The 23,340-nt window shown below is 37.2% G+C and carries 26 protein-coding genes; 15 read left to right on the top strand and 11 right to left on the bottom strand.

Translation table 11 applies throughout. The features are described 5' to 3' along the window. Window positions 1-51: 51 nt before the first annotated feature. The 3 genes from V0410_RS20550 to V0410_RS20540 form a co-directional block, all read right to left on the bottom strand. Window positions 52-663, bottom strand: coding sequence for a hypothetical protein (locus tag V0410_RS20550; protein ID WP_330745442.1), 612 nt, complete (start codon window positions 661-663; stop codon window positions 52-54). Between the two features lie 74 nt (window positions 664-737). Further along, window positions 738-1,796: an NAD(P)H-dependent flavin oxidoreductase gene (locus V0410_RS20545; protein WP_330745441.1), complete on the bottom strand. Its 1,059-nt coding sequence runs from the start codon at window positions 1,794-1,796 to the stop codon at window positions 738-740. 169 nt (window positions 1,797-1,965) lie between these two features. Continuing rightward, the gene (locus tag V0410_RS20540; protein WP_202843234.1) at window positions 1,966-2,841 is read right to left on the bottom strand and encodes an aldo/keto reductase; all 876 of its coding nucleotides are present in this window, start codon (window positions 2,839-2,841) and stop codon (window positions 1,966-1,968) included. A gap of 448 nt (window positions 2,842-3,289) precedes the next feature. Here V0410_RS20540 and V0410_RS20535 point away from each other — a divergent pair, with 448 nt between their 5' ends. Beyond that, window positions 3,290-3,724: a GNAT family N-acetyltransferase gene (locus V0410_RS20535; protein ID WP_330745440.1), complete on the top strand. Its 435-nt coding sequence runs from the start codon at window positions 3,290-3,292 to the stop codon at window positions 3,722-3,724. Beyond that, window positions 3,724-4,191, top strand: coding sequence for a GNAT family N-acetyltransferase (locus tag V0410_RS20530; protein WP_330745439.1), 468 nt, complete (start codon window positions 3,724-3,726; stop codon window positions 4,189-4,191). The genes V0410_RS20535 and V0410_RS20530 overlap by 1 nt, the downstream gene beginning before the upstream one ends. On the opposite strand, the gene V0410_RS20525 is transcribed toward V0410_RS20530, so the two are convergent. After that, complete coding sequence (locus V0410_RS20525; RefSeq protein ID WP_110010919.1) at window positions 4,168-5,064, bottom strand: LysR family transcriptional regulator; 897 nt, start codon at window positions 5,062-5,064, stop codon at window positions 4,168-4,170. The genes V0410_RS20530 and V0410_RS20525 overlap by 24 nt on opposite strands. A 40-nt stretch (window positions 5,065-5,104) precedes the next feature. Further along, window positions 5,105-5,851, bottom strand: coding sequence for a metallophosphoesterase family protein (locus V0410_RS20520; protein WP_330745438.1), 747 nt, complete (start codon window positions 5,849-5,851; stop codon window positions 5,105-5,107). A gap of 327 nt (window positions 5,852-6,178) precedes the next feature. Between V0410_RS20520 and V0410_RS20515 the strand changes: the two genes are divergently transcribed. The 6 genes from V0410_RS20515 to V0410_RS20490 all read left to right on the top strand — a co-directional run bounded on the left by V0410_RS20515 (window position 6,179) and on the right by V0410_RS20490 (window position 11,103). After that, entirely contained in the window at window positions 6,179-6,796 is a 618-nt protein-coding gene (locus tag V0410_RS20515) for an NAD(P)H-dependent oxidoreductase (RefSeq protein ID WP_227943626.1), read from the top strand. Continuing rightward, a complete protein-coding gene (locus V0410_RS20510; RefSeq protein WP_330745437.1) occupies window positions 6,793-7,677 on the top strand; it encodes an NAD-dependent epimerase/dehydratase family protein in 885 nt (294 codons plus the stop codon). The genes V0410_RS20515 and V0410_RS20510 overlap by 4 nt, the downstream gene beginning before the upstream one ends. Window positions 7,678-7,679: 2 nt before the next feature. After that, a complete protein-coding gene (locus V0410_RS20505; RefSeq protein WP_110010915.1) occupies window positions 7,680-7,967 on the top strand; it encodes a putative quinol monooxygenase in 288 nt (95 codons plus the stop codon). Window positions 7,968-7,969: 2 nt separating this feature from the next. After that, window positions 7,970-8,722, top strand: a complete 753-nt coding sequence (locus V0410_RS20500) for a type 1 glutamine amidotransferase domain-containing protein (protein ID WP_330745436.1) — start codon at window positions 7,970-7,972, stop codon at window positions 8,720-8,722. A gap of 241 nt (window positions 8,723-8,963) precedes the next feature. Then, window positions 8,964-9,947, top strand: coding sequence for an aldo/keto reductase (locus tag V0410_RS20495; protein ID WP_330745435.1), 984 nt, complete (start codon window positions 8,964-8,966; stop codon window positions 9,945-9,947). A 187-nt stretch (window positions 9,948-10,134) separates the two neighbouring features. After that, on the top strand, window positions 10,135-11,103 hold the full coding sequence (locus tag V0410_RS20490) for a cyclase family protein (RefSeq protein WP_330745434.1): 969 nt from the start codon (window positions 10,135-10,137) through the stop codon (window positions 11,101-11,103). A gap of 489 nt (window positions 11,104-11,592) precedes the next feature. On the opposite strand, the gene V0410_RS20485 is transcribed toward V0410_RS20490, so the two are convergent. The 3 genes from V0410_RS20485 to V0410_RS20475 all read right to left on the bottom strand — a co-directional run bounded on the left by V0410_RS20485 (window position 11,593) and on the right by V0410_RS20475 (window position 13,112). After that, a complete protein-coding gene (locus V0410_RS20485; protein ID WP_330745433.1) occupies window positions 11,593-12,036 on the bottom strand; it encodes a carboxymuconolactone decarboxylase family protein in 444 nt (147 codons plus the stop codon). An 8-nt stretch (window positions 12,037-12,044) separates the two neighbouring features. Next, a complete protein-coding gene (locus V0410_RS20480) occupies window positions 12,045-12,476 on the bottom strand; it encodes a DoxX family protein (RefSeq protein ID WP_330745432.1) in 432 nt (143 codons plus the stop codon). 63 nt (window positions 12,477-12,539) lie between these two features. Further along, window positions 12,540-13,112 carry a Crp/Fnr family transcriptional regulator gene (locus tag V0410_RS20475; protein WP_330745431.1) on the bottom strand — a complete coding sequence of 191 codons (573 nt, stop codon included), beginning with the start codon at window positions 13,110-13,112 and terminating at the stop codon, window positions 12,540-12,542. Between the two features lie 65 nt (window positions 13,113-13,177). Here V0410_RS20475 and V0410_RS20470 point away from each other — a divergent pair, with 65 nt between their 5' ends. The 4 genes from V0410_RS20470 (at window position 13,178) to V0410_RS20455 (ending at window position 17,006) form a co-directional block, all read left to right on the top strand. After that, window positions 13,178-13,543 (top strand): DUF1304 domain-containing protein, encoded by a 366-nt coding sequence (locus tag V0410_RS20470; protein WP_047429381.1) that lies wholly within the window; start codon window positions 13,178-13,180, stop codon window positions 13,541-13,543. Window positions 13,544-14,070: 527 nt separating this feature from the next. After that, window positions 14,071-15,321 (top strand): quaternary amine ABC transporter ATP-binding protein, encoded by a 1,251-nt coding sequence (locus V0410_RS20465; RefSeq protein ID WP_330745430.1) that lies wholly within the window; start codon window positions 14,071-14,073, stop codon window positions 15,319-15,321. 1 nt (window position 15,322) lies between these two features. Next, window positions 15,323-16,150 carry an ABC transporter permease gene (locus V0410_RS20460; protein WP_330745429.1) on the top strand — a complete coding sequence of 276 codons (828 nt, stop codon included), beginning with the start codon at window positions 15,323-15,325 and terminating at the stop codon, window positions 16,148-16,150. Window position 16,151: 1 nt separating this feature from the next. Continuing rightward, entirely contained in the window at window positions 16,152-17,006 is an 855-nt protein-coding gene (locus tag V0410_RS20455; protein ID WP_330745428.1) for a glycine betaine ABC transporter substrate-binding protein, read from the top strand. A 268-nt stretch (window positions 17,007-17,274) separates the two neighbouring features. Here V0410_RS20455 and V0410_RS20450 read toward each other — a convergent pair whose 3' ends face one another. Continuing rightward, on the bottom strand, window positions 17,275-17,652 hold the full coding sequence (locus V0410_RS20450; protein WP_330745427.1) for a winged helix-turn-helix transcriptional regulator: 378 nt from the start codon (window positions 17,650-17,652) through the stop codon (window positions 17,275-17,277). 92 nt (window positions 17,653-17,744) lie between these two features. Here V0410_RS20450 and V0410_RS20445 point away from each other — a divergent pair, with 92 nt between their 5' ends. Next, window positions 17,745-18,740 carry an NADP-dependent oxidoreductase gene (locus tag V0410_RS20445; RefSeq protein WP_330745426.1) on the top strand — a complete coding sequence of 332 codons (996 nt, stop codon included), beginning with the start codon at window positions 17,745-17,747 and terminating at the stop codon, window positions 18,738-18,740. Beyond that, window positions 18,730-19,203, top strand: a complete 474-nt coding sequence (locus V0410_RS20440; protein WP_330745425.1) for a cupin domain-containing protein — start codon at window positions 18,730-18,732, stop codon at window positions 19,201-19,203. Before V0410_RS20445 ends, V0410_RS20440 begins: the two co-directional genes overlap by 11 nt. Window positions 19,204-19,518: 315 nt before the next feature. Here the strand turns inward: V0410_RS20440 and V0410_RS20435 are convergent, their stop codons facing one another. Both V0410_RS20435 and V0410_RS20430 read right to left on the bottom strand, forming a co-directional pair. Beyond that, complete coding sequence (locus V0410_RS20435; RefSeq protein WP_330745424.1) at window positions 19,519-19,980, bottom strand: thioredoxin fold domain-containing protein; 462 nt, start codon at window positions 19,978-19,980, stop codon at window positions 19,519-19,521. Beyond that, on the bottom strand, window positions 19,977-22,046 hold the full coding sequence (locus V0410_RS20430) for a TonB-dependent receptor plug domain-containing protein (protein ID WP_330745423.1): 2,070 nt from the start codon (window positions 22,044-22,046) through the stop codon (window positions 19,977-19,979). The genes V0410_RS20435 and V0410_RS20430 overlap by 4 nt, the downstream gene beginning before the upstream one ends. Before the next feature lie 123 nt (window positions 22,047-22,169). Between V0410_RS20430 and V0410_RS20425 the strand changes: the two genes are divergently transcribed. Further along, entirely contained in the window at window positions 22,170-23,321 is a 1,152-nt protein-coding gene (locus V0410_RS20425) for a homogentisate 1,2-dioxygenase (protein ID WP_330745422.1), read from the top strand. Window positions 23,322-23,340 lie beyond the last annotated feature (19 nt).

Genomic DNA, 23,340 nt, shown 5'->3' with positions numbered 1-23,340 from the left:
TACAAAAGCTTCAGATTATATTTCTGAAGCTTTTTTTATGGTAGTTTAGTTTTAATCAATCAACTTTTTATTATTGGTAAGTTCAATACTTTTTATGGACCCTACCGGTGCTATTTTTATCGTTTTATTTCCTTTGGCCAGATAAATATAATACATACTGTTGGATCCTATCAGATGTACCTGTTCATAGCTTTCACCATCATAGTTTAATTTATAGTCATATTTAAGCTTATTCTCCTTGTTCTTCCTGGTGAGCCCAAGACCTTCCCCCCATCCTATTCCTACAAAGAAAGACAATAACATCATGGCAAGAAATCTCACAAACATGTTGGTAAAATGATTCTCAATAGCTTCTTTACTCATGTTTTCATGTTCTTTGAGAGATGCCATTTGTAATGCCCAACGTTTATTTTTATTAGCTTGTTTCGATAAAAAAGAGGGAAAAGCAAATGAAAATACAACAACCCCAATCAGGGCAATCAATATAATAGGATGAGCTGTTAAAGTAGCAATCGGACTTATCAGAATGTCCATGATTGTTGAATACTTGAGAATATTGATATTGATCTGATAGTAGAATACACTTTCTTTTAGTATTCCCATTATGACGAGAAAAAGATATCCGAATGGAAGTGATCTCTGAATTCCTTCTGAATATTTCATGGATATATTGGCTGGTTTTAGTTTTTATATTTCACGAAAATAGAAAATTACCAGCAAATGGAAAACATATGGATCTACATTTCACATTCTTTGATCAGTTTCTTTAAAATTTCCTCTGTAGACTGTTCGCTGTACCGGTGAATGGACTGTCCCACCCAGATTCCTGCAAACTCTGGATTTTGCAGAGCTTTAGCTGCTTTTCGTAAGGCATTGGTCAGTTTGTTCTGATAAGGATATGGTAAAATATATTCTGAATTTTCAACCGTTTCTATAAATTTGTTTTTCACTCCTCTTGCGTACCGCCCGGAGAAACTCTTCGTTAAAACAATTTCTTCTTCTCTTACCCTTTTCAATCTTTCTTTTTCAAAAGGCAATAAAGCGCTTTCCTGAGATGCCAGCAAAAGATTACCCACCTGAAAACCCTGGGCACCTAAGTCTTTAACGGCTTGTAATGTTTTTGCTCCATAAATTCCTCCCGCATAGATCAAAGGAACATCTACGTGATCGTAGATCTGTGACAATAAAGATAATCCTCCGATCTGAGGAATATTTTCAGCTTCAAAACTACCTCTGTGGCCACCAGCTTCTATTCCCTGCACACAAATAATATCAATACCGGATTTTTCAAGCTGCAAAGCTTCATTCACAGAAGTACAGGTACCAATAAGAGTCACTCCGTTTTCATGTAATTTCTGAATACTCTGATCATCCAGATTTCCAAAAGTAAAACTTAATATTTTACAGTTTTCTTCAATAATAGCATCCACTTGATCATGATAACTGTTGACACTGATTTCTTCAAGATCCGGAAGGTGTACTTCAATACTATTGTTTTTGGCCAGTTCTTCAATAAACTGCTTGGTTTTGCTATATTTTTCTTTTAAATCGTCCGTCACTTCAGGAATGTGATGGACAAATATATTGGCAGCAAACGGCTTATCAGTCAGTTTTTTTGTTTCCCTGATCAATTCCACAGAATGATCTGCCGAAAGATCAGCCAGTGCCAGTGATCCCAGACAGCCTGCTTTTGCAGCGGCAACAGCCATTTGTACAGTACTTACCCCAAACATCGGAGCCTGAATAAGAGGATATTGTATTCCTAGTTTTTTACTGATTGTATCGGGCCAGAACATAAAAAATTATTTTAATTAAAAGGTACAAAAAATAAGAGCACCTCATTTTCAACAGGATATGATATTCCTCACCCTGAATGAAAATACAATTCCCACAGATCACACGGATGCCACAGATCGTAATCTGAACTAGTGAAAACTGCGGGAATATTTTGATTCTTTATTTTTATTAAATATCTGCTACAGAATTTAGCATTTTTTGTTCCCATTCAGGATCTTTAGGATCAAAGAACAATCTTTTTCCAGTATCTAAAGAACGGACAACATTCATTTCATCTTCTGTCAGCTCAAAATCAAATACGTTAAAGTTTTCTTCAATTCTTGACGGTGTCACAGATTTTGGAATCACAACGAAACCTTCCTGAAGGTGCCATCTCAAGATTACCTGAGCTACTGTTTTACCATATTTTTCGGCAATAGCTTTCAGTTCAGGATTGCTTAAAAGATTAGCGTTACCATTTCCCAGCGGGCTCCATGGCTGTGTTATGATATTATTTTCTCTGTCATACACCTGCAGTTCTTTCTGCTGAAATACAGGATGCAGCTCAATCTGATTGATAACCGGTAAAACAGTTGAATTTGCTTTTAATTCTTCAAGTTTTTCGACGGTAAAATTACATACTCCAATTGCTTTGATCTTCCCCTCCTGATAAAGCTCTTCCAAAGCTTTCCATGTTCCCAGAAAATCTCCATACGGCCAGTGGATAAGATACATATCAAGATAATCCATCTGTAATCTGTCCAATGTTCTCTGAAAAGCGCTTTTCGCCTTTTCGTATCCATGATCCTGAACCCATACTTTGGAGGTGATAAACAGTTCGTCTCTGTTTACGCCACTATTTTTTACGGCCGTACCTACTGCAGTTTCATTCTGATAAATAGCAGCGGTATCGATCATTCTATATCCCGTCTGAATAGCTTTGATTACTGCATTTTCACATTCTTTCAGATCTTCCATCTGCCATACTCCAAATCCTAAGGCCGGAATATCCACTCCGTTATTTAATGTTACCACAGGTTGTCCTGTATAGGTTTTCTTTTGCATAAATCTTTATTTTAATGATTAATATAAAGTGATAAACAAATTTGCAATAAAAAATTGAAAATTCTGCCTACCATTTTTACTGTTTTTCTTCTAAGAAAGGTATTTTATTAGCCCCAGAATAGGTTAGAAAATGTAAAGGTGTAAAGTTGTTTATTTTGATTAATCAATTTTATCGAAGATAAAATCTTTGCGTCTTATCTATTACGTCTTTAGAAAGATTTCTTGCGTCTTTGCGTTAACCAAAACATTATATACCGAATTTTTAACTACCCCGTCTTTTTGCTTTGCAAAAATCCACCCCTTCAGAGAAGGGGAATAAGTGGTCGATAAAACCGATCGTGCACACTTCTAACTTCCATCACCCATCTTCCAGCCTCTAGCCTCAAAATCCACCCTTCTCCTGGCATCTCCCCTCTATTTTCCCTATTTTTGCTTAAAATTTAAAATCATGGCACAACATATCAGATTGGCTACAGCAGAGGATTATCCGAGAATTATGGAAATATGGGAATCAGCAGTAAAAGCAACTCACGATTTTCTTGCTGAAGAGGATTTCAATTATTTTAAAGAAGTCATTCCAAGAGACTATCTTCCTCATCTGGAAGTCTATTTAATTACTGAAGATCATGAAACTAAAGGATTTGCTTCCGTAGCAGAAGGTAATCTGGAAATGCTTTTTATTCATAATGACACGCGTGGAAAAGGTTATGGAAAAAAACTCTATCAGTTTATGAAAGAAAAAACCGGACTGACGAAAGTAGATGTCAATGAACAAAACCCTCAGGCCATCGGTTTTTATGAAAAAATGGGTTTCAAAAAAGTCGGAAGGTCTGAAAAAGATGGTTCAGGAAAAGATTATCCACTTATTCATATGAGTCTGTAATGGAAGATTTCACTTTTCATCAATTAAATTCCGATTCGGAAATTCCCTACCATCTCCTGTTATTGGCGGATGAAACCAAGGAAGCGATTAATCAATATATTTTCAATTCTGACATCTATCTTCTGCATGACGGCACTGAAAGCATTGCGGTGATGGCATTGTACAGAAAAAGTGATACCGAACTGGAAATAAAAAATGTTGCTGTCATTGAAAGCTACAGAAGCAAAGGAATCGGAAGTATCCTGATGAACAAGGCTAAAGAAATTGCCAAAGAAAACCACTATAAAATACTGACTGTCGGAACCTCGGATACGGGATTCCAACAAATCAGATTTTATGAGAAAAACGGATTCATCAGAAGTGGAATGCTGAAAGACTTTTTTATTAAAAATTATCCTGATCCAATCTATGAAAACGGTTTACAGATGCGCGATATGGTTGTCTTAAGCCATCACCTGGCGGAATAAACCTTTAATATGCTCTATTTCAGTCTGGTAATTGGTTTTCTTACGACATCCGAAATACAGTGTGTTTTCCAGTTTCTTTTTTCCTTCCCAGATCAGCTGTACTTCACCGCTTTCAATATCATTTCTGCATAAAAAATCTGGTACAACGGCGAGTCCTGTTCCTCCCTTCAGACAGCGGATAATTGAATTCAGGTTGGGAACGATATAATTGGGACGGAAATTCGGTTTATGACCAAAGTTTAAGGTCCAGAACTGGAAAAGGTGTTCCATATCTCCGGTGGTTCCGTACCATTTTTCATTCTTCAGCCACTCTTCAATCTGCTCTGCATCTTTTGTTTTCAACACCTTATTGAAAGCTGCTTTATCAACATCTTTCCCCCCAACCAGAATAATTTGTTCCGAAGAGAAGGCTTCATGCTCGATATTGGGTGAAGACCCTTTTTTAGGAGTAATGATAAGATCGAGAATTCCTTTATCCAACTGATCCAGCATTTCAGGATACTCTCCAAAACTGATGATCAGATTAAAAGGTAATGAAGAAACATATTGCTCCAGAGTAGTCTGAAAAGTTTCAAAACACATCCCTACACTGATGGTAGGTGTATGTTTCTCTGTGGATTTCTGAAAATTCTTTTCTACATCTTCCAGCTTAGTGAGCGGTTCAGCAACTGCATTAAACAATACTTTACCACGCTCTGTCGGGATCATTTTTCTACCGGTCCTGTCAAACAGCTTGTATCCTACATAAGCTTCCAGTGAACTTAAGTGAAGGCTTACTCCCGGCTGTGATATGAATAAGGCATCCGCTGCACCCGTCAATGTCCCGGTTTTATAGATCGCCTTAAAAGTACGATACCATTCTAAATTAACCATGACTTAATTATTAATATTATAATGCAAAGTTACAAAATAATTATAATATTAATACGTTTTCATTCTTCAGAAACGAAGCATAATAATCCGGAATCCCGCTTTCATGTATCTGGCGGACAGTTTCATCAATCGGATAAGGTAACTGTATAATTTCAGGGGTGATTTTTTCTTCATCCAAAGTCAATAACAGATAAGAAGCCAGTCTGTTTTCTTCTTTGGAGCGGCCTACAGAACCGCAATTTACGGCCCATGTATTATCTCCGAACTGTTTTTTAAATGATAAATGAGTGTGCCCCATCACTATGAGATGAGCATTCGCGTTCTTCAGCATTGATGTGAAAACCTCATCATTTTCTGATTCATACAAATAAATATCATTGCTTTGAAGACTGGAATGAACCAGCTGGATGTTCCAGTGCTTTTTACCTGTTTTGTAATTTAACTTTAAGTGAAAAGGCAACCCGGAAAGAAATTTTTTGTTTGATTCTGTAATATGTTTTTTAGAATGATCTATCGCAATGAATCTGGCATTCGTTTCTTCTTCTGAATGTTTGGATAAAGGAACAACAGGAATATCAAAGGCAATTCTTTCATCATGATTTCCCATTAAACAAGGAATGTTCAGACTTCTTATTTTTTCTATTACTTCATTTCCCCAGGGTGCAAAATCTACCAGATCTCCCAGGCAGAACTTCTGGCTTATTCCCCTCTGCTCAATATCCTTCAACACCACTTCCAGTGCAGGAAGATTTCCATGCACATCACTAAAAACAGCTATCTGTATCATTGTCCTTCAATTTGTTAACAAATTTACCTGTCGGAAAATAATTCCGGTTCAGAGATGATATGATATTTTACCATGAAATGGGAAATTGTCAATCGTCAATTTTTGCTGCGCAAAGTCAATAGTGAAAGATTAGCTGCTGGTTAAAATAACCTCGAAACCCACAACCCATAACCCATAACCCATAACCCATAACCCGCAACCCGAACCTCATAATCCGAAAAAAAACAAACTATCACAAAAATAATAACATTCTATAATTTATATTATTTTTATTATACATGAATCCGTTATAACTTTGCAGAGTAAAATTTAAATAATCATAAAAAAATGAAAAAAGTACTAATCATCAACGGAGGACAGAATTTCGGACATTCCGGAGGAAAATATAATCAGACTATCGCAGACAATACATTAGCCGTTCTTAAAGAATTTGAAAATGTAGAAGTAAAGATAACCAATGTAAGTGAAAATTATGACAAACATGAAGAAGTGCAGAAGTTTGTCTGGGCAGATTACATCATTTACCACACTCCTATCTGGTGGTTCCAGCTTCCGAACGGATTGAAAAAATATATTGACGAAGTCTTCACTGCCGGTCATGCAAAAGGAATTTATATGAGTGACGGAAGAAAAGCTGAGAATCCGGAAATCAACTATGGTACAGGAGGAATGCTTGGCGGGAGAAAATATATGTTAACAACAAGCTGGAATGCTCCTGCAACTGCTTTCACACTTCCCGGAGAATTCTTTAATGAAAAAAGCGTGGACGAAGGTCCTTTATTTGGGTTCCACAGAATGAATGCCTTTGTTTCTATGGAAAAAATGGAAAGCTTCCACTTCCACGATGTGGAGAAAAACGCCAATATTGAACGCGATATGAAGCTTTACAGAGAACATGTGAGAAATGTTTTTGAAAAAGAATTAAGATCTGAACTGGTATCATGAAAAAAATACTGATCACAGGTATTACCGGCTATATAGGCGGAACTATCGCAAAAAAACTCCTTGACAGGAATTATGAAGTGACAGGACTGGTTCGTAATGAAACCCATGTACAGGAACTGGAGTCATTAGGAATCAAAACCATTGTGGGAAATATTCATGATGAAGATCTTATCAGAACAGCGGTTTCTGATATTGATGCTGTGATCCATAACGCAGATTCAGCAGATGATGCGTATGCAGCGGATAACTTTATCAAAGCACTGGAAGGAAGTCAGAAAACGTTTATATTCACTTCAGGGTCTGCCATTTTTGGAGGAAAGGAGAATGGTCAAAAAAGTGACTTTATCTTCAGAGAAGATTTCCCTTTGCAGCCAAGACTGGAAATGGCATCAAGGGTATTGATCAACAATTACGTCCTGCAATCTGCCAGCAAAGGCATACGAAGTATTGTTATTGTTCCTACCATGGTTTACGGAGAAGGCCTTGGAATAAAAAAGGATAGCATTCAGGTTCCGGCTCTTATCAACTTTTCTAAGGAGAAAGGGCATGGTGTTTATTTTGGTGAAGGTGAAAATATCTGGTCCAATTTACATATTGAAGATCTCGCAGATCTGTATGTACTCGCATTGGAAAAAGCAAAAGGAGGCTCTATCTATTATGCAGAAAACGGTTCATCCTCTCTGAAAAACATTGCAGAAAATATCAGTAAAAAATATAACTTACAATCAGCTAAATCATTAAGCATACAGGATGCGGTTGACAGATTTGGTCCTGCAGGAGGTTATTTCGGTTTTGCATCCAACAGCAGATGCAGTTCAGATAAAGCCAAAGCAGAACTGGATTGGAAACCTATCTATAACTCTATTGAAAATTTTATTTAATTATGAAAATTCATCTTACAGCCATTATAAAATCCAAGGAGGAACATCAGGCAGAAGTACTGGAAGTTCTTCAGAATATGGTAAAAGAAACAAGAAAGGAAGAAGCTTGCGAGCTTTACAGCCTTCACCAGGGAATTGAAGACAAAAATGAATTTGTTTTCTATGAAATCTGGAAAAGTAAAGAAGGACTGGATCAGCACAATCAGCAGCCTTATATCCAGGCTTTCGGAGCTTTGGTTGAGGAGAAACTTCAGGAAAAACCACAGATTTATACCACCAATCTTATTTAACAATGAAAAAATTAGCGTTTTTAATGCTTGCGGTCTTTACGATAGGATTCGTACAGGCACAAACCAAAAAATCAAAGAATATGAAAAAGAAAATATTATTCGTCGTTACCAGTCATGACAAAAAAGGCAGTACAGGTGAAGATACAGGATATTATCTGGGTGAAGTTTCTCATCCGTGGGAAGTTCTTCACAAGGCAGGATATGAAATAGATTTTGTAAGTCCGAAAGGCGGAACTCCTCCGGTAGACGGCTTCGATTTGAAAGATCCTGTCAACAAAGAATTCTGGGAGAACAAGGAATATAAAAATAAGATTGACCATTCCATGACACCATCGCAGGTGAATCCAAAAGAATACTCAACCATCTTTTATGCAGGAGGACACGGAGCAATGTGGGATTTTGCAGACAATAAAGAACTGTCAGATATCGCTTCCAAGATTTATGAAAACGGAGGAATTGTAGCCGCTGTATGTCATGGCCCTGCAGGTTTGGTAAATATCAAATTGAATAACGGGAAATATCTTGTAGACGGTAAGAAAATCAATGCTTTTACCAATGAAGAGGAATCTGAAGTAAAATTAACCAACATTGTTCCTTTCTTACTGGAAGATAAACTGAAAGAAAGAGGAGCAAAATTTGAAAAATCAGGACTTTGGCAGAATCATGTGGTAACCGATCAGAGAGTGATCACAGGACAGAATCCACAGTCTGCAAAAAGCGTTGGAGAAGCTATCGTAAAAGAATTAAATAAATAACAGACAATTTTTAACCACAACAAAATAATCGATAAACTGATTGAGATTGTCTCAAAAATCCAATTATTTGGACTTTGTCATTGACTACGTCGAATCTTTGATTTCTGACGAAGGAAGAATCTTTTTAACAATCAATCATCTGAGATTCTTCATTACATTTCATTTCATTCAGAATGACATTTTAGCAAATAAAAGGTTTGACGGGGTGGTTTAACACAACAACAATTTTTAAACAAACAAAATGGAATATAGAAAATTAGGAAACACCGATTTGGAATTATCAACCATCACACATGGTGCTTTTGCTATCGGCGGAAATATGTGGGGTGGTAATGAAAAACAGGATTCTATCAATTCTATTCACGCATCATTAGATCATGGTGTAAGTTCTATCGACACAGCTCCATTCTATGGTTTCGGACTGAGTGAAGAAATGATCGGTGAAGCGATCAAAGGAAAAGACCGTTCAAAAATCCAGCTTTTGACAAAATTCGGATTGGTATGGGACGGAAGCAATAACGGAAAAGGAGAATTTTTCTTTGATGCAGAAGACGAAGGAAAAACTCTTCCGGTTTATAAGCTGGCTTCAAAAGAAAACATCATCAAAGAAGTTGAAGAGAGTTTAAAAAGATTAGGTACAGATTATATCGACCTTTTACAGCTTCACTGGCCGGACAGCACTACGCCTATCTGCGAAACCATGGAAGCTATGGAACTATTGATCCAGCAGGGGAAAATTCGTGCCGCAGGAGTAAGCAACTACAGTGTGGCTCAGATGGAAGAAGCTAACAGAACTTTAAAGCTTGCCAGCAACCAGGTTTCTTACAGCATGCTGAACCGTGCAATCGAAAATGATCTTGTTCCGTATTCTTTGGAAAACAATTCTGGAATTATCGTGTACAGTCCGATGGAAAGAGGTCTTTTAACCGGTAAATATTTCAGGGAAACCCAATTGAAAGATAACGACCACAGAAACGGATATTTCTCTCAGTTTGATCTGAATAAGGTAAAAACTTTCTTAGAAAAAATTGAGCCTATTGCTCAGGAAAAAGGTGCAAGCCTTTCTCAGCTGGTATTAAGATGGACGACACTGCAACCTGCAATTACAGTAGTATTGGCAGGAGCAAGAAATGCACACCAAGCCATCGAAAACGCAAAGGCAATGTCTATTGACCTTTCACAGGAAGAATTGAGCTTCATCAATTCTGCTTTAAGCGAAATTTAATGTAAAGGCAGGAAGATGGAGGATGGAAGTTGGAAGCTATATTAGGTTTCTATTGCACTATTCTGCATATAACAAAAGAGATTCCTCCTAAGTCGGAATGACGATTGAAGTTAAATTGCATTGATTATCCGACGACAATAACTTCCCTCTTCCAGCCTCCTTTCTTTTAACCTCAATCCTTATAAAAATGAAAAATAATCTGATCAAAATGTTCGGGTTAGCCACTCTATTGACTATCAACAACATTAGTTTAAAGGCACAGACACTTGTCAATCCGGAAGATCAATCATGGTATCCTTCGGCTTACGGTGCGAAAGATGAGATCGGAGCAGCCAATTTGTTGACTCCTGAAGTTGTCAAACAGGCTCTGGGACTTGTAAAACAAGGTAAAACCTTAGCGCTTGCCGTTCCTATTGATAAAAATCTTCCGGCATTCAGACACAGAAGTTTTAATTTATACAATATCCAGCCCGGAGAACAGGGTGGAAAAAGCATTGGTCCTAATAAATTTACCTTTAATGACGAACTGGTGAACGGATGGACCGGAGTTGGAACACAACTGAACGGTATCGGACACATTGGTATTGACAACACTTACTATAACGGAAACAAGGCAACAGATTTCGTAACCGTAGAAGGCGTAAAAAAACTGGGTGTTGAAAAAGTACCTCCTTTCGTTACCCGCGGTGTCGTGCTTGATATGACGGCTCATTACGGAAAATCTATTGTACCCGGAGGAACAGAATTTACTGTAGAGGACATCAGATCTGTTTTAAAGAAACAAGGCCTTACCCTGAGAAAAGGTGATATCGTTCTTTTCAATACCGGTTGGCTTGAATTGATCGGTAAAAACAATCAGCAATTCCTGGAAACAGAACCCGGAATCGGTATGGATGCTGCAAAATGGCTTGCCGATCAGGGAATCGTAGCTTTTGGCGGCGACACCTGGGCTTCCGAAGTATATCCTAACCCGAAAAGTAAGGAAGAATTTCCCATCAACCAGTTTATGCTGGCTAAAAAAGGAATTTATAACCTGGAGCTGATAGACAGCCGTCCATTGGTGAAACAAAAAGTCTGGGAATTTCTATTTGTGCTGGGACAGCCTTTATATGTAGGTTCTACTCAGGTGAATGTGAATCCTGTAGCTATTTATTAAATTAAATGTTACAGTATGAGGCTATTTAAACTTTTATATTCATTGCTTTAACCACAAAAGGCACAAAAGTTTTAAACACTTAAGTTTTTTCAGAACTAGGTCTTGTGCATAATAAGTACACCTAAGTTTTGTGAAAATCTTTGATTTTCATCTCGTGTGAACTTTTCTGCAGTATCATTTTAAACTTACTTAAGTGAGCTCAAGTGTTCTAAAATAAAACCTTTTGTGACTTTTGTGGTTGGATAAAATTCAAACAACTTTTATATCCGAGAAACGGAGAGACAATGTAATTCCGGTTTAAAAAATAAAGCTAACCTTAGAATTTATTTTAGAATTAATACCCAAACTGTGTTACATTGTCACTTTGAATTTTACATTAAAACGGCCTTTCAGTTTTTGAAAGGCCGTTTTTATAAAAAGTAAACATCCGTAATTACGCAGTCTTCATCAACTTCCATCTTTCTTCCATCACCCAACTTCCTGACTCCGTTATTTTGCAATCGGAATATGCGTGCTCACTGCAATTCTGTTCCAGGCATTGATGGTAATAATCGCCATAATAATCTGAGCGATCTGGTGATCATCAAAGAATTTTTTAGCCTTCTGGAAAGTTTCTTCTGTTAATCCGTTTTGACTGATCAGTGTAATTTCCTCTGTCATTGCCAAAAGTACCTGCTCTTCTTCAGTGAAAAATTCTTTTGCTTCTATCCATCCGTTCAGAATAAAGATTCTTTGAGGATTTTCACCGTATTTGATGGCATCTTTGGTGTGCATATCAAGGCAGAACGCACATTTATTGATCTGTGAGGCCCTGATTTTAATTAATTCCTTCTGAATATGGGTTAAAGAAGTGGTCTGTAAGTATGCTTCTAATCCCATCATTGCTTTGTAAGCTGCTGAATCTACTGTTGCAATATTTAATCTTGCGCTCATAATATGTATTATTTTTTGGTTAATTGATCTATACTTAAAGAATAATGCTGCTGTACCGCCAGTAAAAGCGCAGCTGCACTTCCCACCCATACAGAATAGTTTAGTGGGGCTTTCGGACCTGATGCAATGGTCATAGAGATGGCAAAAATTAACAGCAGAGCACTGCTTCCATAGGCTGCAAATTTTGTTTTAAATCCAAAAATGAGCATCAAAGGAAAAAGAATTTCTAAAAAGGTTGCGGTATACGCTGAAACCGTACTTAAAGCTTCCGGAAGAAAAAAGGTAAGCTGTCTTGTGTATTCTTTAAAACGCTCCATGTTTCCCCATGATGAGTTTTCTTTACTCCACCATCCGAACCGGTCTGCCACCGCAGAAAGCATTGTAACGGCGAGAGCCAGTCTTAAAAAAAGTTGAGGAAATTGATTTTTTTGATCTGTCATTGCATTAGCTTTTAATCACATGACAAATTTCCGGCTTCTGATCCGTAAAAAACTTAAACTGGTTTAAGATCGTAATTTTGCTCTGATTTCACTCAGATATTCCGGAGTAAGATTCAAAAAAGAAGCTATAAGATATTGAGGAATCCTTTGAATAAACCACGGATACAATGTACTGAAATGCATATAAAGCTCTTCTCTGGACATTTCATACAAATAACGGATCCTGCGTTCCGCAGCAGCATATGCCCGCTGGTAGATCATGCGGAAATACCTTTCCATAACAGGATGCTTTTGTAATAATTCTTCCTGACGGTCCAGATCAATCATCAAAACAGAAGAATGTTCCACCGCCTGTATGGAAAAGTTAGTTTGTATCTGCCTTTCGTAAGCGAATGTATCTGTAATCCACCAGTTTTCAATGGCAAATTCCGTTGTCTGCTCTACCCCTTTTTCATTGATAAAGAACTTTCTCAGACATCCTTTCACTACAAAATACATGGTCCGGCAGACTTCACCTTCCAGCACCAGATTTTGCTTCTTTTTTACATCCATTACCTTGAAAAATGATACAATAGAAGTATATTCCTCGTCAGTTACCGTAATAAATTTGTTTAAATGTGATTTGAATAAGTCCATGGTAAGAATTAATACTCAAACTTAACTTTATTTTTTTAGTTTTACAATGAGAAAAATATTGAATCATGGAAATCGTTGCTAAAATTCTGATCGCTGTCGTTGCACTGGAACACCTTTATATTCTTTGGATGGAAATGTTCGCATGGGAAACCAAAGGAAAAGAAGTTTTTAAAGCAGCTCTGCCTGCAGAAATGTTTAAACCAACGAAAGGACTTGCTGCCAACCAGGGACTTTACAATGGTTTCCTGGCTGCCGGACTGATCTGGTCATTCCTGATTAAAGATCCGCAATGGCAGACCAATGTGGCATTATTCTTTTTAGGATGTGTAGCTGTGGCCGGAATCTATGGAGCCATTTCTGCCACTAAAAAAATATTTTTCGTTCAGGCACTACCTGCCATTCTTGCTATTATTGCCGTTTTATTGAAATAACCTTACGGGTTATCTTTTAAAATAATTACCATACCCATCTCTCTTACCTTTAATGATAAGAGAAAAATTCGCCATGAAATCACCTCTTTAAAACCATATTGAAAATCAACAATTTACATAAGTAAAAATCCATTTAATATAAAATTCGTAAATTTGCACCGTCATAAAAAATTGATATACAGTTTTTTGATGCTGGCAAGCATTTTGATGAAATGTAGCCATTCAAGTTGTTCAGTATACATATCTGTAATTACCTCATCAGTAATTTAATTGTAGAATCTATGTAAAAGATCAGTTTCTTTTTACATAATACACTCTTTTTCTAGAGTATAATCTATTGAAATATTTAAAATAAACATAAGGCCAGCAGGTCTTTATGCTATTATTTTTTGTTTAAAGCTTTTATCACTAAAGGCTTGGCAAATTATTTTATCCTATCATCAACATCAGAACAACGAAAGCTAAATGTATATAATGAATTGGTGTACAATTTTTTATATCAAATTATTAATTGAAAAATTCTGAATATGGAAAAAAATGAAAACACTCGAAAAGTAAAACTTAAAGTGGAAGACCTGACGATCATCTTTGGTAAAAACAAAGAAAAGGCACAGGAACTTCTGGACAAAGGTTTTTCCAAAAAGGAAATTCTTGAAAAAACAGGCTGTACCATAGGAATCAACAAAGCCAGTTTTGAAATCTATGAAGGAGAATTCTTTGTGATCATGGGACTTTCGGGAAGTGGAAAATCAACTTTACTGCGTTGTTTGAACAGATTGAATGAACCCACTTCAGGAAAAGTATTCATCAATGACGATGATATTACCGGGAAAAACAACAAAGAACTGCTGGAAGTAAGGAGAACGGAAATGAGTATGGTTTTCCAGAAATTTGGATTACTTCCCCATCATACCATTTTAGATAATGCAGGTTTCGGATTAGAAATCAGAGGAGAAGACAAAGTTTCTCGTGATAAAAAAGCACAGAAAGCGCTGGATATCGTTGGATTAACCGGTTTTGAAAACCAATATCCTTCCCAACTTTCCGGAGGAATGCAGCAGAGAGTAGGATTAGCAAGAGCGTTGGCTAATGATCCTGAAGTTTTGCTTATGGATGAAGCATTCTCTGCATTGGATCCGCTGATAAAATCTGAAATGCAGGATCAGATGCTTGAACTGCAGAATACATTGCAAAAAACCATAGTCTTTATTACCCACGATCTGGATGAAGCCATTAAAATCGGAGACCGTATCGTCATCATGAAAGATGGTGTCATAGAACAGATAGGAACTGCTGAAGATATTCTGACCAATCCGGCAAGCGATTATGTAAAAGCGTTCGTAGAGAAAGTAGACCGTAAAACGATTATTACTGCCAGATCTTTAATGTTTGATAAAGCGACAGTGGTCCGCTTCAGAAAAGATGGGCCGGAAGGCGCTTTAAGAAAAATGAGAGCCACGGGTCTGGAAAACTTACCTGTAGTGGATTTTCAAAACAAATTCCTTGGTTTTGTAACGCTTAACGATGTTGTCCGCATCGCCAGAAAGAAAGAACCTACGGTAGAATCCATTATCAACAGTAATGTTCCTTCGGTGTATCCTGAAGTAACTGTAGAGGAAATGCTTCCGTTGATCTCAGAAAATAAATCGTCCATTGCTGTTATTGATGAAGACAATAAATTTTTAGGTCTTGTCACCCAGTTATCGCTGGTCATAGAAGCGACCAAGTTTAACGAAGAAGAGATTATTGAATTAAAAGAAATCGCAAACAACCAATAAGATGAATAAAACTATAGATATAGGTCAATATGTAGAAACTGCAATCAATTGGCTCACAGAAAACGGAAAACCTGTATTCGATGTTATAAAACACTTAGGAAATGCCTCTATCATGGGGATTGAATGGGTTTTAACAAACACCCCTTTTTATGTAATCATTCTCTTTTTTACCCTGCTGGCGCTATGGAAGGCCGGAAAAGGTATTGCTGTAGTAACGGCTGCCGGATTAAGTTTAATATTTTTAATGGGACTATGGAAAGAAACCATGGAAACGCTGGCACTTATTTTTGTTTCTACGCTTACAGCCCTTATACTTTCTATCCCATTGGGAATTCTGGCCGCTAAAAGCAAAATAGCCGACAAAATTATTCGTCCTTTACTGGATCTGATGCAGACCATGCCCGCTTTTGTCTACCTGATCCCAGCCGTACTGTTTTTCAGTATCGGTAAAGTACCGGGTGCTTTTGCAACGATTATTTTTGCCATGCCGCCCGCTGTACGATTAACAACATTGGGAATTGAAGCTGTTCCGAAAGATATTGTGGAAGCTGCCAGAGCTTTTGGAGCCACCAACCGTCAGATTTTGTTCAAAGTAGAGCTCCCTTTAGCGATGAAAACGATTTTAACAGGAATCAATCAAACCATATTGTTATCCTTATCCATGGTCGTTATTGCAGGAATGATTGCTGCAGGCGGTTTAGGAGAGAAAGTACTGGAAGGAATTAATAATCTGGATATCGGATTAGGATTTGAAAGTGGTTTATCCGTTGTGATTTTAGCCATTATCCTCGACCGTATTACCCAGGGATTTGTAAAGAAAAAGCAATAAGATGAAACAACTAAAATATCTGTTTTTACCCATTTTAATGTTACTATTTACAGCATTAAGTTCGTGTGAAAACATAAAAAACTCAAAATACATTACCATAGGAATGGTAGATGGCTGGGCGGAAGATGTTGCAATGACGCACGTTGCTAAAGCCATTCTGGATAAAGAAGGTTATCATGTGATTATTCAAAAAGCTTCTACGGATATGATTCTGGCTTCGATGAATAATGAAGATACAGACCTTTTCATGGGAGTCTGGCTTCCTTACACTCATGCTAAAAAGCTGGCTAAATTTCCGGAATTAGTTCATCTTGGAACCAATTACAACAACGGCCGTATAGGATTGGTTGTTCCTGATTACGTACCTGTTAACTCCATCGAAGAGCTCAATCAGCATAAAAATCAGTTCAATCAAAGAATCATTGGAATTGAAAAAGGAGCCGGATTAACCACCGGAACGGATAAAGCTATTGTTGATTATAAACTGGATTACCAACAGATCAATTCCTCTACGATTGCCATGATCACCGAATTACAGAATGCTATCCAACGTAAAGAATGGATTGTAGTAACCGGATGGCAGCCCCACTGGATGTTTGGTAAAATGAAACTTAAGTTTCTTGATGATCCTCAAAAGATATATGGTGAAGCAGAACAGATTAAAACTTACTCCAGAAAAAGCTTTGCAAAAGATCATCCTGAGCTGGCCAGATTCTTTTCAAAACTTCATTTTGATGATGAAAACATGTCTGATCTTTTAATGAAAATGGAACAGAGTAAAAACAAAGAAGCTACGGCCAAAGAATGGGTGGAAGATCACGCTGAACTGATACAGTCTTGGTTAGATAAAAATTAATAAACAATTTGGTAGTATTTAAAATCCTCAACTCTAAACGGGTCTGAGGATTTTTTTCATCAATATAGATTATTTGATCTTTTCTTTATGAAATAATATTGATTAGTAATCGCAAAGGCTTAAAGGCGCAAGAAAATCAAAGATTTTCAGCAAGTTTGTTTCAGTTAAAATTCAACAGAATTAAATTTTATCATAGATAAAATCCTTGCGACTTAAGGCATATTTAAAGGAAAATTCTTGCGTCTTTGCGTTTTCCAATATCTCATAATTATCCCATTGATTCTTTGATCTTTTCCCGATGAATGATCCCCCAATTCACCAATGTTTCTGTCACCGGAAATACAGATTTCCCGTACTCAGTCACTGCATACGTTACCGTAATCGGCTTTGTATCCTGAATGGTTCTGGTGATCAGAAGATTGGTTTCCAGTTCTTTTAATTCTTTGCTCAGCATTTTGGCGGAGATTCCTTCAATACTTCGCTCCAGCTTCTTAAAATGAATCTTCTGATCCGGTCTGTTCGTCAGATATCGTAAAATCATCAGTTTCCATTTTCCTCCTAAAACGTCCAGACTGTCCCGCATCGCGAACAATTCCTCTGTGCAGCTGGCTTCTCTTTCAATGCCGTTTTCAATGATTTTTGCCATAATAGTTTCATGAAGGTAACTAGTTACCATTGGTTAACTAGTAGCAAATATAAACTATTCCCGTTTTACATTTGTGTATCAAATTTTAAAGTATGAAAGCAGTTATTTTAAATAAAAACGGAAAGCTGGAAGACGGATTTGCAGAACAGCCAAAACCCAAAAGCAATGAAGTTTTAATCCATATTAAAGCAAGCGGTTTCAATCCCATCGATTATCAGATGCTGGAAAATGAATTGGAACGGAAACTGATCAGTTCCCCGATATTAGGAAGAGAACTATCCGGAATTGTAGTGGACAAAGGTTCAGGAGTTACAGAATTCAATATTGGCGATGAAGTCTATTGTGGCAGCGGTTCCATGGGAAGCAACGGCACTTACGCTGAATATATTGCTGTTCCTGAAGCCATTGTTTCCTTTAAACCAAAAAATATTTCTTTTGAACAGGCGGCTGCCATTCCTTCAGCAGGGCTTACTTCTTTACAGATCTTTAACCGTTTGAAATTAAACCCCGAAAATACAGTTTTGGTAACAGGAGCAACCGGAGGAGTCGGTTCATTTCTGATCAAACTTTTATTAGCACATAATATCCGGCAGATCACAGCCACAGTGGGCAGTGAAGAAAACAGACAGACCCTTCTTAAGCTGGGTTTAAAAGAACATCAGATCATCAATTATAAAGAAGAAAATCTTATCAGTAATATTCTAAAAGCCAATAACGATAAGCCTTTCGAATCTGGAATTGATCTGGTGGGAAACTACATGTCGGAAGTGACTGCAGAAGTTTTGAAAATCAACGGAACCTATGTGGATGTCACGGCTTTGGTAACAAAAGAAGCTCATGAAATACTGTTCAACAAAGGAACTCTGATTATGAATATTTCCAATTACACTTACGGAATGATTAAAAAATATGAGTATTATAAAAACAGTTTATTAGAAATAAAAAGACTCATTGAAAACGAAACGATCCTTCCTTCTCAACATAAAATCATAGGAAACCTTTCTTTAGAAACTGTTCTGAAGGCGCATTCTCTATTAAAAAATAATCAGACTCAGGGTCATAAACTTATCATGAGAAATGATGAATAAAATACCACGACGAATCGTAACAGGAATTAAAGATGGAAAATCCGTTATTATAGAAGACCAGCAGGTAGAAAACGCTGTAGAACATTTTCCGGGACTTATCATTTCAGATGTATGGAATACGAAAACAATGCCTGTAAGTTTAGACTTTGAAACAAGAATTCCGAATATCGGATTTCCGCAAACACCTGAAAATGGTACTTATTTCCGGTATGTAGTTGTTCCTCCGGATAAAAATTTAGGTGTAGAATGGAAAAAGAACAAACCTCATCCAATGATGCATCAAACGCCAACACTGGATTATATTATCATTCTTTCCGGTGAGCTGTATCTGATCATGGAAGAAGGTGAAACGCTTCTGAAACCAGGTGACATTGTCATTCAAAGAGGAACGAATCATGCTTGGAGCAACCGTTCTGACGAGCCTTGCATTCAGCTGGCGGTTTTGATTGATGCAGAAATTTAATTTGTTGGAAAAACGCAAAGACGCAAGGAAAAATAATTAATGTATTGTTTTTAAGGCGCAAGAAAATCAAAGATTTTCAGCAAAGAATTATTTATAAAGTATTAGAAATATATAATTTTATCGAAGATAAAATCCTCGCGTCTTAAAAACGGATAAAAAATCCTTGCGACTTAAAACAGAAGAAAGAAAAAAAATTGCGCCTTTGCGTTTTTCCAACAAAAACTCAGAAACATAAAAAAAAACGCACTCATATTTTCCGCAAGCATCTGCGTAATTCGTGTAATCTGTGAGAAATGATATATAAACAACATTCAATTACAAAGCAGAAATCTCCAGCAGTTTCTGCTTCATTTTTTCAGTCGTCATCTGCCCTTCCTGATAATACACCAGATTCTGATGCTTATCCAGGAATATCCACAAAGGATAAACAGGCTGATTTTTATTTTTTGACAATGCCAGCGCCAGCTCATGAATTCCCGAATTTCCATTCTGCAGATATTCAAAATCCTGATTCTGGAAATGAATTTTCTCCTTCGTTTTCTCTGCCTCAAAGTTGATAAAATAAAAGTGATCATTGACCATATTCACCAGCTCCTGATCTTTATTCATACGGAAAGACTCAATCTTACAGACCGAGCACCAATCTGTATATAGATGGATCACAACCGGTTTAGGGTTTTCTTTCTGCTGAACTTCAAGATCAGAAAAAGTGCCTGTCTTCATCTGAGACAGATAAAAACAGGGCACTAACATTAAAAATAAAGCTATTTTTTTCATTTCAAAGTATATTTTACACCCAGAAAGCCTCTTATTCCCTGCATTGGGGCGTAACCGTACGCCGTATCAAAAGTATAATGATTAGGATTGTTGACAGGATCATCAACATATTTATCAAACGGGTCAAAGGGTCTCATCAAAGGATCTTTAGGTCTGAAATTGAATAGGTTTTTCATCCCGCAATACACTTCAAATCCGGATTTGAAACTCTTGGACACCTGAATATTGGCCAGAGAATAAAAGGGCGAATATTCAGGGCGGAAATCGTTCACAAGAACAGGAAGCCTCATGGGTCCGTAGAACTGTCCTGTAAAATCGATGGTCAGGTTATTCGCAAACTTATAAGTCAGATTATAAGTACCACTCCATTTCGGAGCATGCAATTGCTGTGTTTTTTGATTTTCATTATCAAATTTCTGATAGACATCCAGATAAGTAACACCAAGATTGACACTCAGAGGAAATTGAAAGTTAAAATCCACATTCAGGGAAGCTCCTCTTGAAATTCCGTACCCGTGAAGATTGTCATAAATAATTTTATTAGGATCGGAATCAAAATCACCTACAATTTTATTACTGAAATACGTATAAAATGCAGAAGCATCAAGATTCACCATTCGACTGCCTACAGGAATTTTCCAGATATAATTCAGGTTTCCGTTGATGGATCTTTCCGGCTTCAGGTCAGATTTCACCACCACTTCCCTTGAACCTGTCAATGCTGCGTGATCTTCCGTAAACAAATTCACCACCCGGAAGCCTGTTCCAAAGTTGAAACGCAAGGTATGGTATGGATTAGGATTAAATTTCCATGCCAACCTAGGTGAATGTACAGAATGATGTACTTTATCATAATCATATCTGTATCCAAGCAGTAAGGTATTTTTATCATTGATTTCCCACTGATCCTGGATAAATGCTCCCCAGATCGGCGATTTCATCGGCGCATTAGTGATACCATCCGCAGCTAATGTTCCCGGAGTATTATCATCGTAAAAAGTTCTTTTGAAAGTAAGTCCTGCAGTGATGTCATGTTTCCCGAAACTTCTGTCCCAATACGTCTGTATGAAAGCTACTTTCTGTGTCGCATTGAATGGGTTGGATCCATAAAATGAATTCTGGTCATGGTAATTATAAGAAAACTGAGTCACAATATGTTCTTTCATCGGCCATTCGTACAATCCGAAAATCTCTGCCCTGTTCGTATAAATACTTTCTCCGTACACCTCATCACTGCCACGGAAAGATTTATTCCATTGCATTTCTCCGCCAAAGCGGTCTTCATACAGATATCTCATGGCAAAACTTGCCTGTCTGTTTTCCTTTCTTTTAAAATTCCACTTATTGAAAACCGAAATTCTGCTTTGTAAAGTAGCATCGGTGAAATTATCTTTATTCTGATCTATTCTTTCCTGAAAACTGAAATAATTTAAACTTAATAAAGAAGCAGCTTTCTTTCCTACGTTGAATTTGGTGGAAAGATCCAGATTATTTTCAAACCAGCTTGAAGTCATCAGGTCAACACTTAATTTAGGAGCAGTCAGTGCATTTTTGGTAATAATATTAATGACCCCTCCCATGGCTTCAGAACCATAGATAGAAGATGCAGGACCTTTTACAACTTCAATTCTGTCTACCAGACTATTGGGGATTCCGCTTAATCCATATACGGTGGAAAGTGAACTTACAATCGGCATTCCGTCAATCAGAATCATGGTATATGGCCCTTCCAATCCATTAATATGGATATCTCCCGTATTGCACACAGAACAGTTCAGCTGAGGTTTTACTCCATTCACCATGGCAATGGCCTCAAAAATACTGGGAGTAGGATTTTTCTGGAAAAATTTCTGACTATAAATCTCTACAGCGACAGGACTTTTCGACCTGCTCATCGGTTTTATGGTTCCGGTAACCACTACATCTTCAATGTTACTGGTCTTGATTTCCCTCTTCATAACTTTTGCAGAATCCTGACTTTTAGACTGCTGTAAACTCAAACTGTCCGTCTCCTGCGCAAAGCAATAGCTAGATAAAAAAGTAATAGAAAATAATATTCGCTTCATGAAATTAAAATTGTTAGACAAATCTAACAATTATTTTTTAAATACAAAACTTCTTCAAAAAAATATAGATGGATTGAATTCATGAAAAATGATTAAATTTGAGAAACTACATATGAAAGTAAAATGAGATATCATCAATCGGGAAATATCCCACCAAAAAGACACACGATCTTTAAGTCTCCTGAAGATAAATTTTACTATGAGCAGCTTTTCGGGACAGAAGGCTTCCATGGTATTTCTTCTCTGTTATATCATATCCACCGCCCTACACAGATCAAATCTATCGGTGAGCCGAAAGATGTTACTCCCAAAATTGCTGTGGAAAAGAATGTTGCTCCAAGAATGTTTAAAGGAATGAACGTAACTCCTGAAGATGACTTTATGGACAGCCGAAAGATCCTTTTGATGAACAACGACCTGAAAATGGGATTGGCCAAGCCAAGGAAATCGATGGATTACTTCTACAAAAATGCAGAATGTGATGAGCTTTTATATGTTCATAACGGAACGGGAATTTTAAAAACATTTGTAGGAGATCTTGAATTCGTTACCGGAGATTATCTTATTATTCCAAGGGGAACAATTTATCAGGTGGAACTGAAGTCTGATGATACGGTATTTTTCGTATTGGAAAGCCACTCTCCGATTTACACTCCGAAAAGATACAGAAATGAATTCGGACAGCTTTTGGAACATTCTCCATTCTGCGAAAGAGATATAATAGCTCCTGCCTACAGAGAACCCATCGATGAAAAAGGAGAGTTCTTAATTAAAGTAAAAAAAGAAAACCAGATTACCGACTTCATCTACGCTACTCACCCGTTTGATGTAGTAGGCTGGGACGGATATTTTTATCCTTATAAATTCAATATTAAAAACTTCGAACCGATTACAGGAAGAATTCACCAACCACCACCGGTTCACCAGAATTTTGAGGGACACAATTTCGTAGTCTGCTCATTCTGTGCAAGAATGTATGATTATCACCCACAGGCGATTCCTGCACCTTACAACCACTCCAATATTGACTCTGATGAGGTACTGTTCTACACCGAAGGTGATTTTATGAGCCGTAATCATATTGACCTGATGGACTTCACCCTTCACCCGGGAGGAATTGTACACGGTCCGCATCCAGGTGCTATGGAAAGAAGTATCGGCAAAAAATTCACAGAAGAATATGCCGTAATGGTAGACCCTTTCCGCCCTTTGAAAATTACTGAAGAAGCTTTAAAAGTGGAAGATCCATCTTATAAAACTTCATGGCTGGAATAGTCTACAAAGATTTAAAACA

Source organism: Chryseobacterium sp. CP-77 (assembly GCF_036362765.1).
GTDB lineage: Bacteria > Bacteroidota > Bacteroidia > Flavobacteriales > Weeksellaceae > Chryseobacterium > Chryseobacterium cupriresistens.
Note: the sequence above shows the minus strand (reverse complement) of the source record. Positions and strands in the feature narration are given on the sequence as shown.

What these genes read in the sequence shown, in the direction of transcription:
- V0410_RS20450 (WP_330745427.1), bottom strand. Translation starts at nt 17,652, where the DNA reads ATGGCAAAAATCATTGAAAACGGCATTGAAAGAGAAGCCAGCTGCACA.
- V0410_RS20455 (WP_330745428.1), top strand. Translation starts at nt 16,152, where the DNA reads ATGAAACAACTAAAATATCTGTTTTTACCCATTTTAATGTTACTATTT.
- V0410_RS20495 (WP_330745435.1), top strand. Translation starts at nt 8,964, where the DNA reads ATGGAATATAGAAAATTAGGAAACACCGATTTGGAATTATCAACCATC.
- V0410_RS20425 (WP_330745422.1), top strand. Translation starts at nt 22,170, where the DNA reads ATGAGATATCATCAATCGGGAAATATCCCACCAAAAAGACACACGATC.
- V0410_RS20545 (WP_330745441.1), bottom strand. Translation starts at nt 1,796, where the DNA reads ATGTTCTGGCCCGATACAATCAGTAAAAAACTAGGAATACAATATCCT.
- V0410_RS20460 (WP_330745429.1), top strand. Translation starts at nt 15,323, where the DNA reads ATGAATAAAACTATAGATATAGGTCAATATGTAGAAACTGCAATCAAT.
- V0410_RS20490 (WP_330745434.1), top strand. Translation starts at nt 10,135, where the DNA reads ATGAAAAATAATCTGATCAAAATGTTCGGGTTAGCCACTCTATTGACT.
- V0410_RS20480 (WP_330745432.1), bottom strand. Translation starts at nt 12,476, where the DNA reads ATGACAGATCAAAAAAATCAATTTCCTCAACTTTTTTTAAGACTGGCT.
- V0410_RS20430 (WP_330745423.1), bottom strand. Translation starts at nt 22,046, where the DNA reads ATGAAGCGAATATTATTTTCTATTACTTTTTTATCTAGCTATTGCTTT.
- V0410_RS20500 (WP_330745436.1), top strand. Translation starts at nt 7,970, where the DNA reads ATGAAAAAATTAGCGTTTTTAATGCTTGCGGTCTTTACGATAGGATTC.
- V0410_RS20435 (WP_330745424.1), bottom strand. Translation starts at nt 19,980, where the DNA reads ATGAAAAAAATAGCTTTATTTTTAATGTTAGTGCCCTGTTTTTATCTG.
- V0410_RS20465 (WP_330745430.1), top strand. Translation starts at nt 14,071, where the DNA reads ATGGAAAAAAATGAAAACACTCGAAAAGTAAAACTTAAAGTGGAAGAC.
- V0410_RS20440 (WP_330745425.1), top strand. Translation starts at nt 18,730, where the DNA reads ATGATGAATAAAATACCACGACGAATCGTAACAGGAATTAAAGATGGA.
- V0410_RS20475 (WP_330745431.1), bottom strand. Translation starts at nt 13,112, where the DNA reads ATGGACTTATTCAAATCACATTTAAACAAATTTATTACGGTAACTGAC.
- V0410_RS20485 (WP_330745433.1), bottom strand. Translation starts at nt 12,036, where the DNA reads ATGAGCGCAAGATTAAATATTGCAACAGTAGATTCAGCAGCTTACAAA.
- V0410_RS20550 (WP_330745442.1), bottom strand. Translation starts at nt 663, where the DNA reads ATGAAATATTCAGAAGGAATTCAGAGATCACTTCCATTCGGATATCTT.
- V0410_RS20520 (WP_330745438.1), bottom strand. Translation starts at nt 5,851, where the DNA reads ATGATACAGATAGCTGTTTTTAGTGATGTGCATGGAAATCTTCCTGCA.
- V0410_RS20505 (WP_110010915.1), top strand. Translation starts at nt 7,680, where the DNA reads ATGAAAATTCATCTTACAGCCATTATAAAATCCAAGGAGGAACATCAG.
- V0410_RS20535 (WP_330745440.1), top strand. Translation starts at nt 3,290, where the DNA reads ATGGCACAACATATCAGATTGGCTACAGCAGAGGATTATCCGAGAATT.
- V0410_RS20540 (WP_202843234.1), bottom strand. Translation starts at nt 2,841, where the DNA reads ATGCAAAAGAAAACCTATACAGGACAACCTGTGGTAACATTAAATAAC.
- V0410_RS20525 (WP_110010919.1), bottom strand. Translation starts at nt 5,064, where the DNA reads ATGGTTAATTTAGAATGGTATCGTACTTTTAAGGCGATCTATAAAACC.
- V0410_RS20515 (WP_227943626.1), top strand. Translation starts at nt 6,179, where the DNA reads ATGAAAAAAGTACTAATCATCAACGGAGGACAGAATTTCGGACATTCC.
- V0410_RS20445 (WP_330745426.1), top strand. Translation starts at nt 17,745, where the DNA reads ATGAAAGCAGTTATTTTAAATAAAAACGGAAAGCTGGAAGACGGATTT.
- V0410_RS20530 (WP_330745439.1), top strand. Translation starts at nt 3,724, where the DNA reads ATGGAAGATTTCACTTTTCATCAATTAAATTCCGATTCGGAAATTCCC.
- V0410_RS20470 (WP_047429381.1), top strand. Translation starts at nt 13,178, where the DNA reads ATGGAAATCGTTGCTAAAATTCTGATCGCTGTCGTTGCACTGGAACAC.
- V0410_RS20510 (WP_330745437.1), top strand. Translation starts at nt 6,793, where the DNA reads ATGAAAAAAATACTGATCACAGGTATTACCGGCTATATAGGCGGAACT.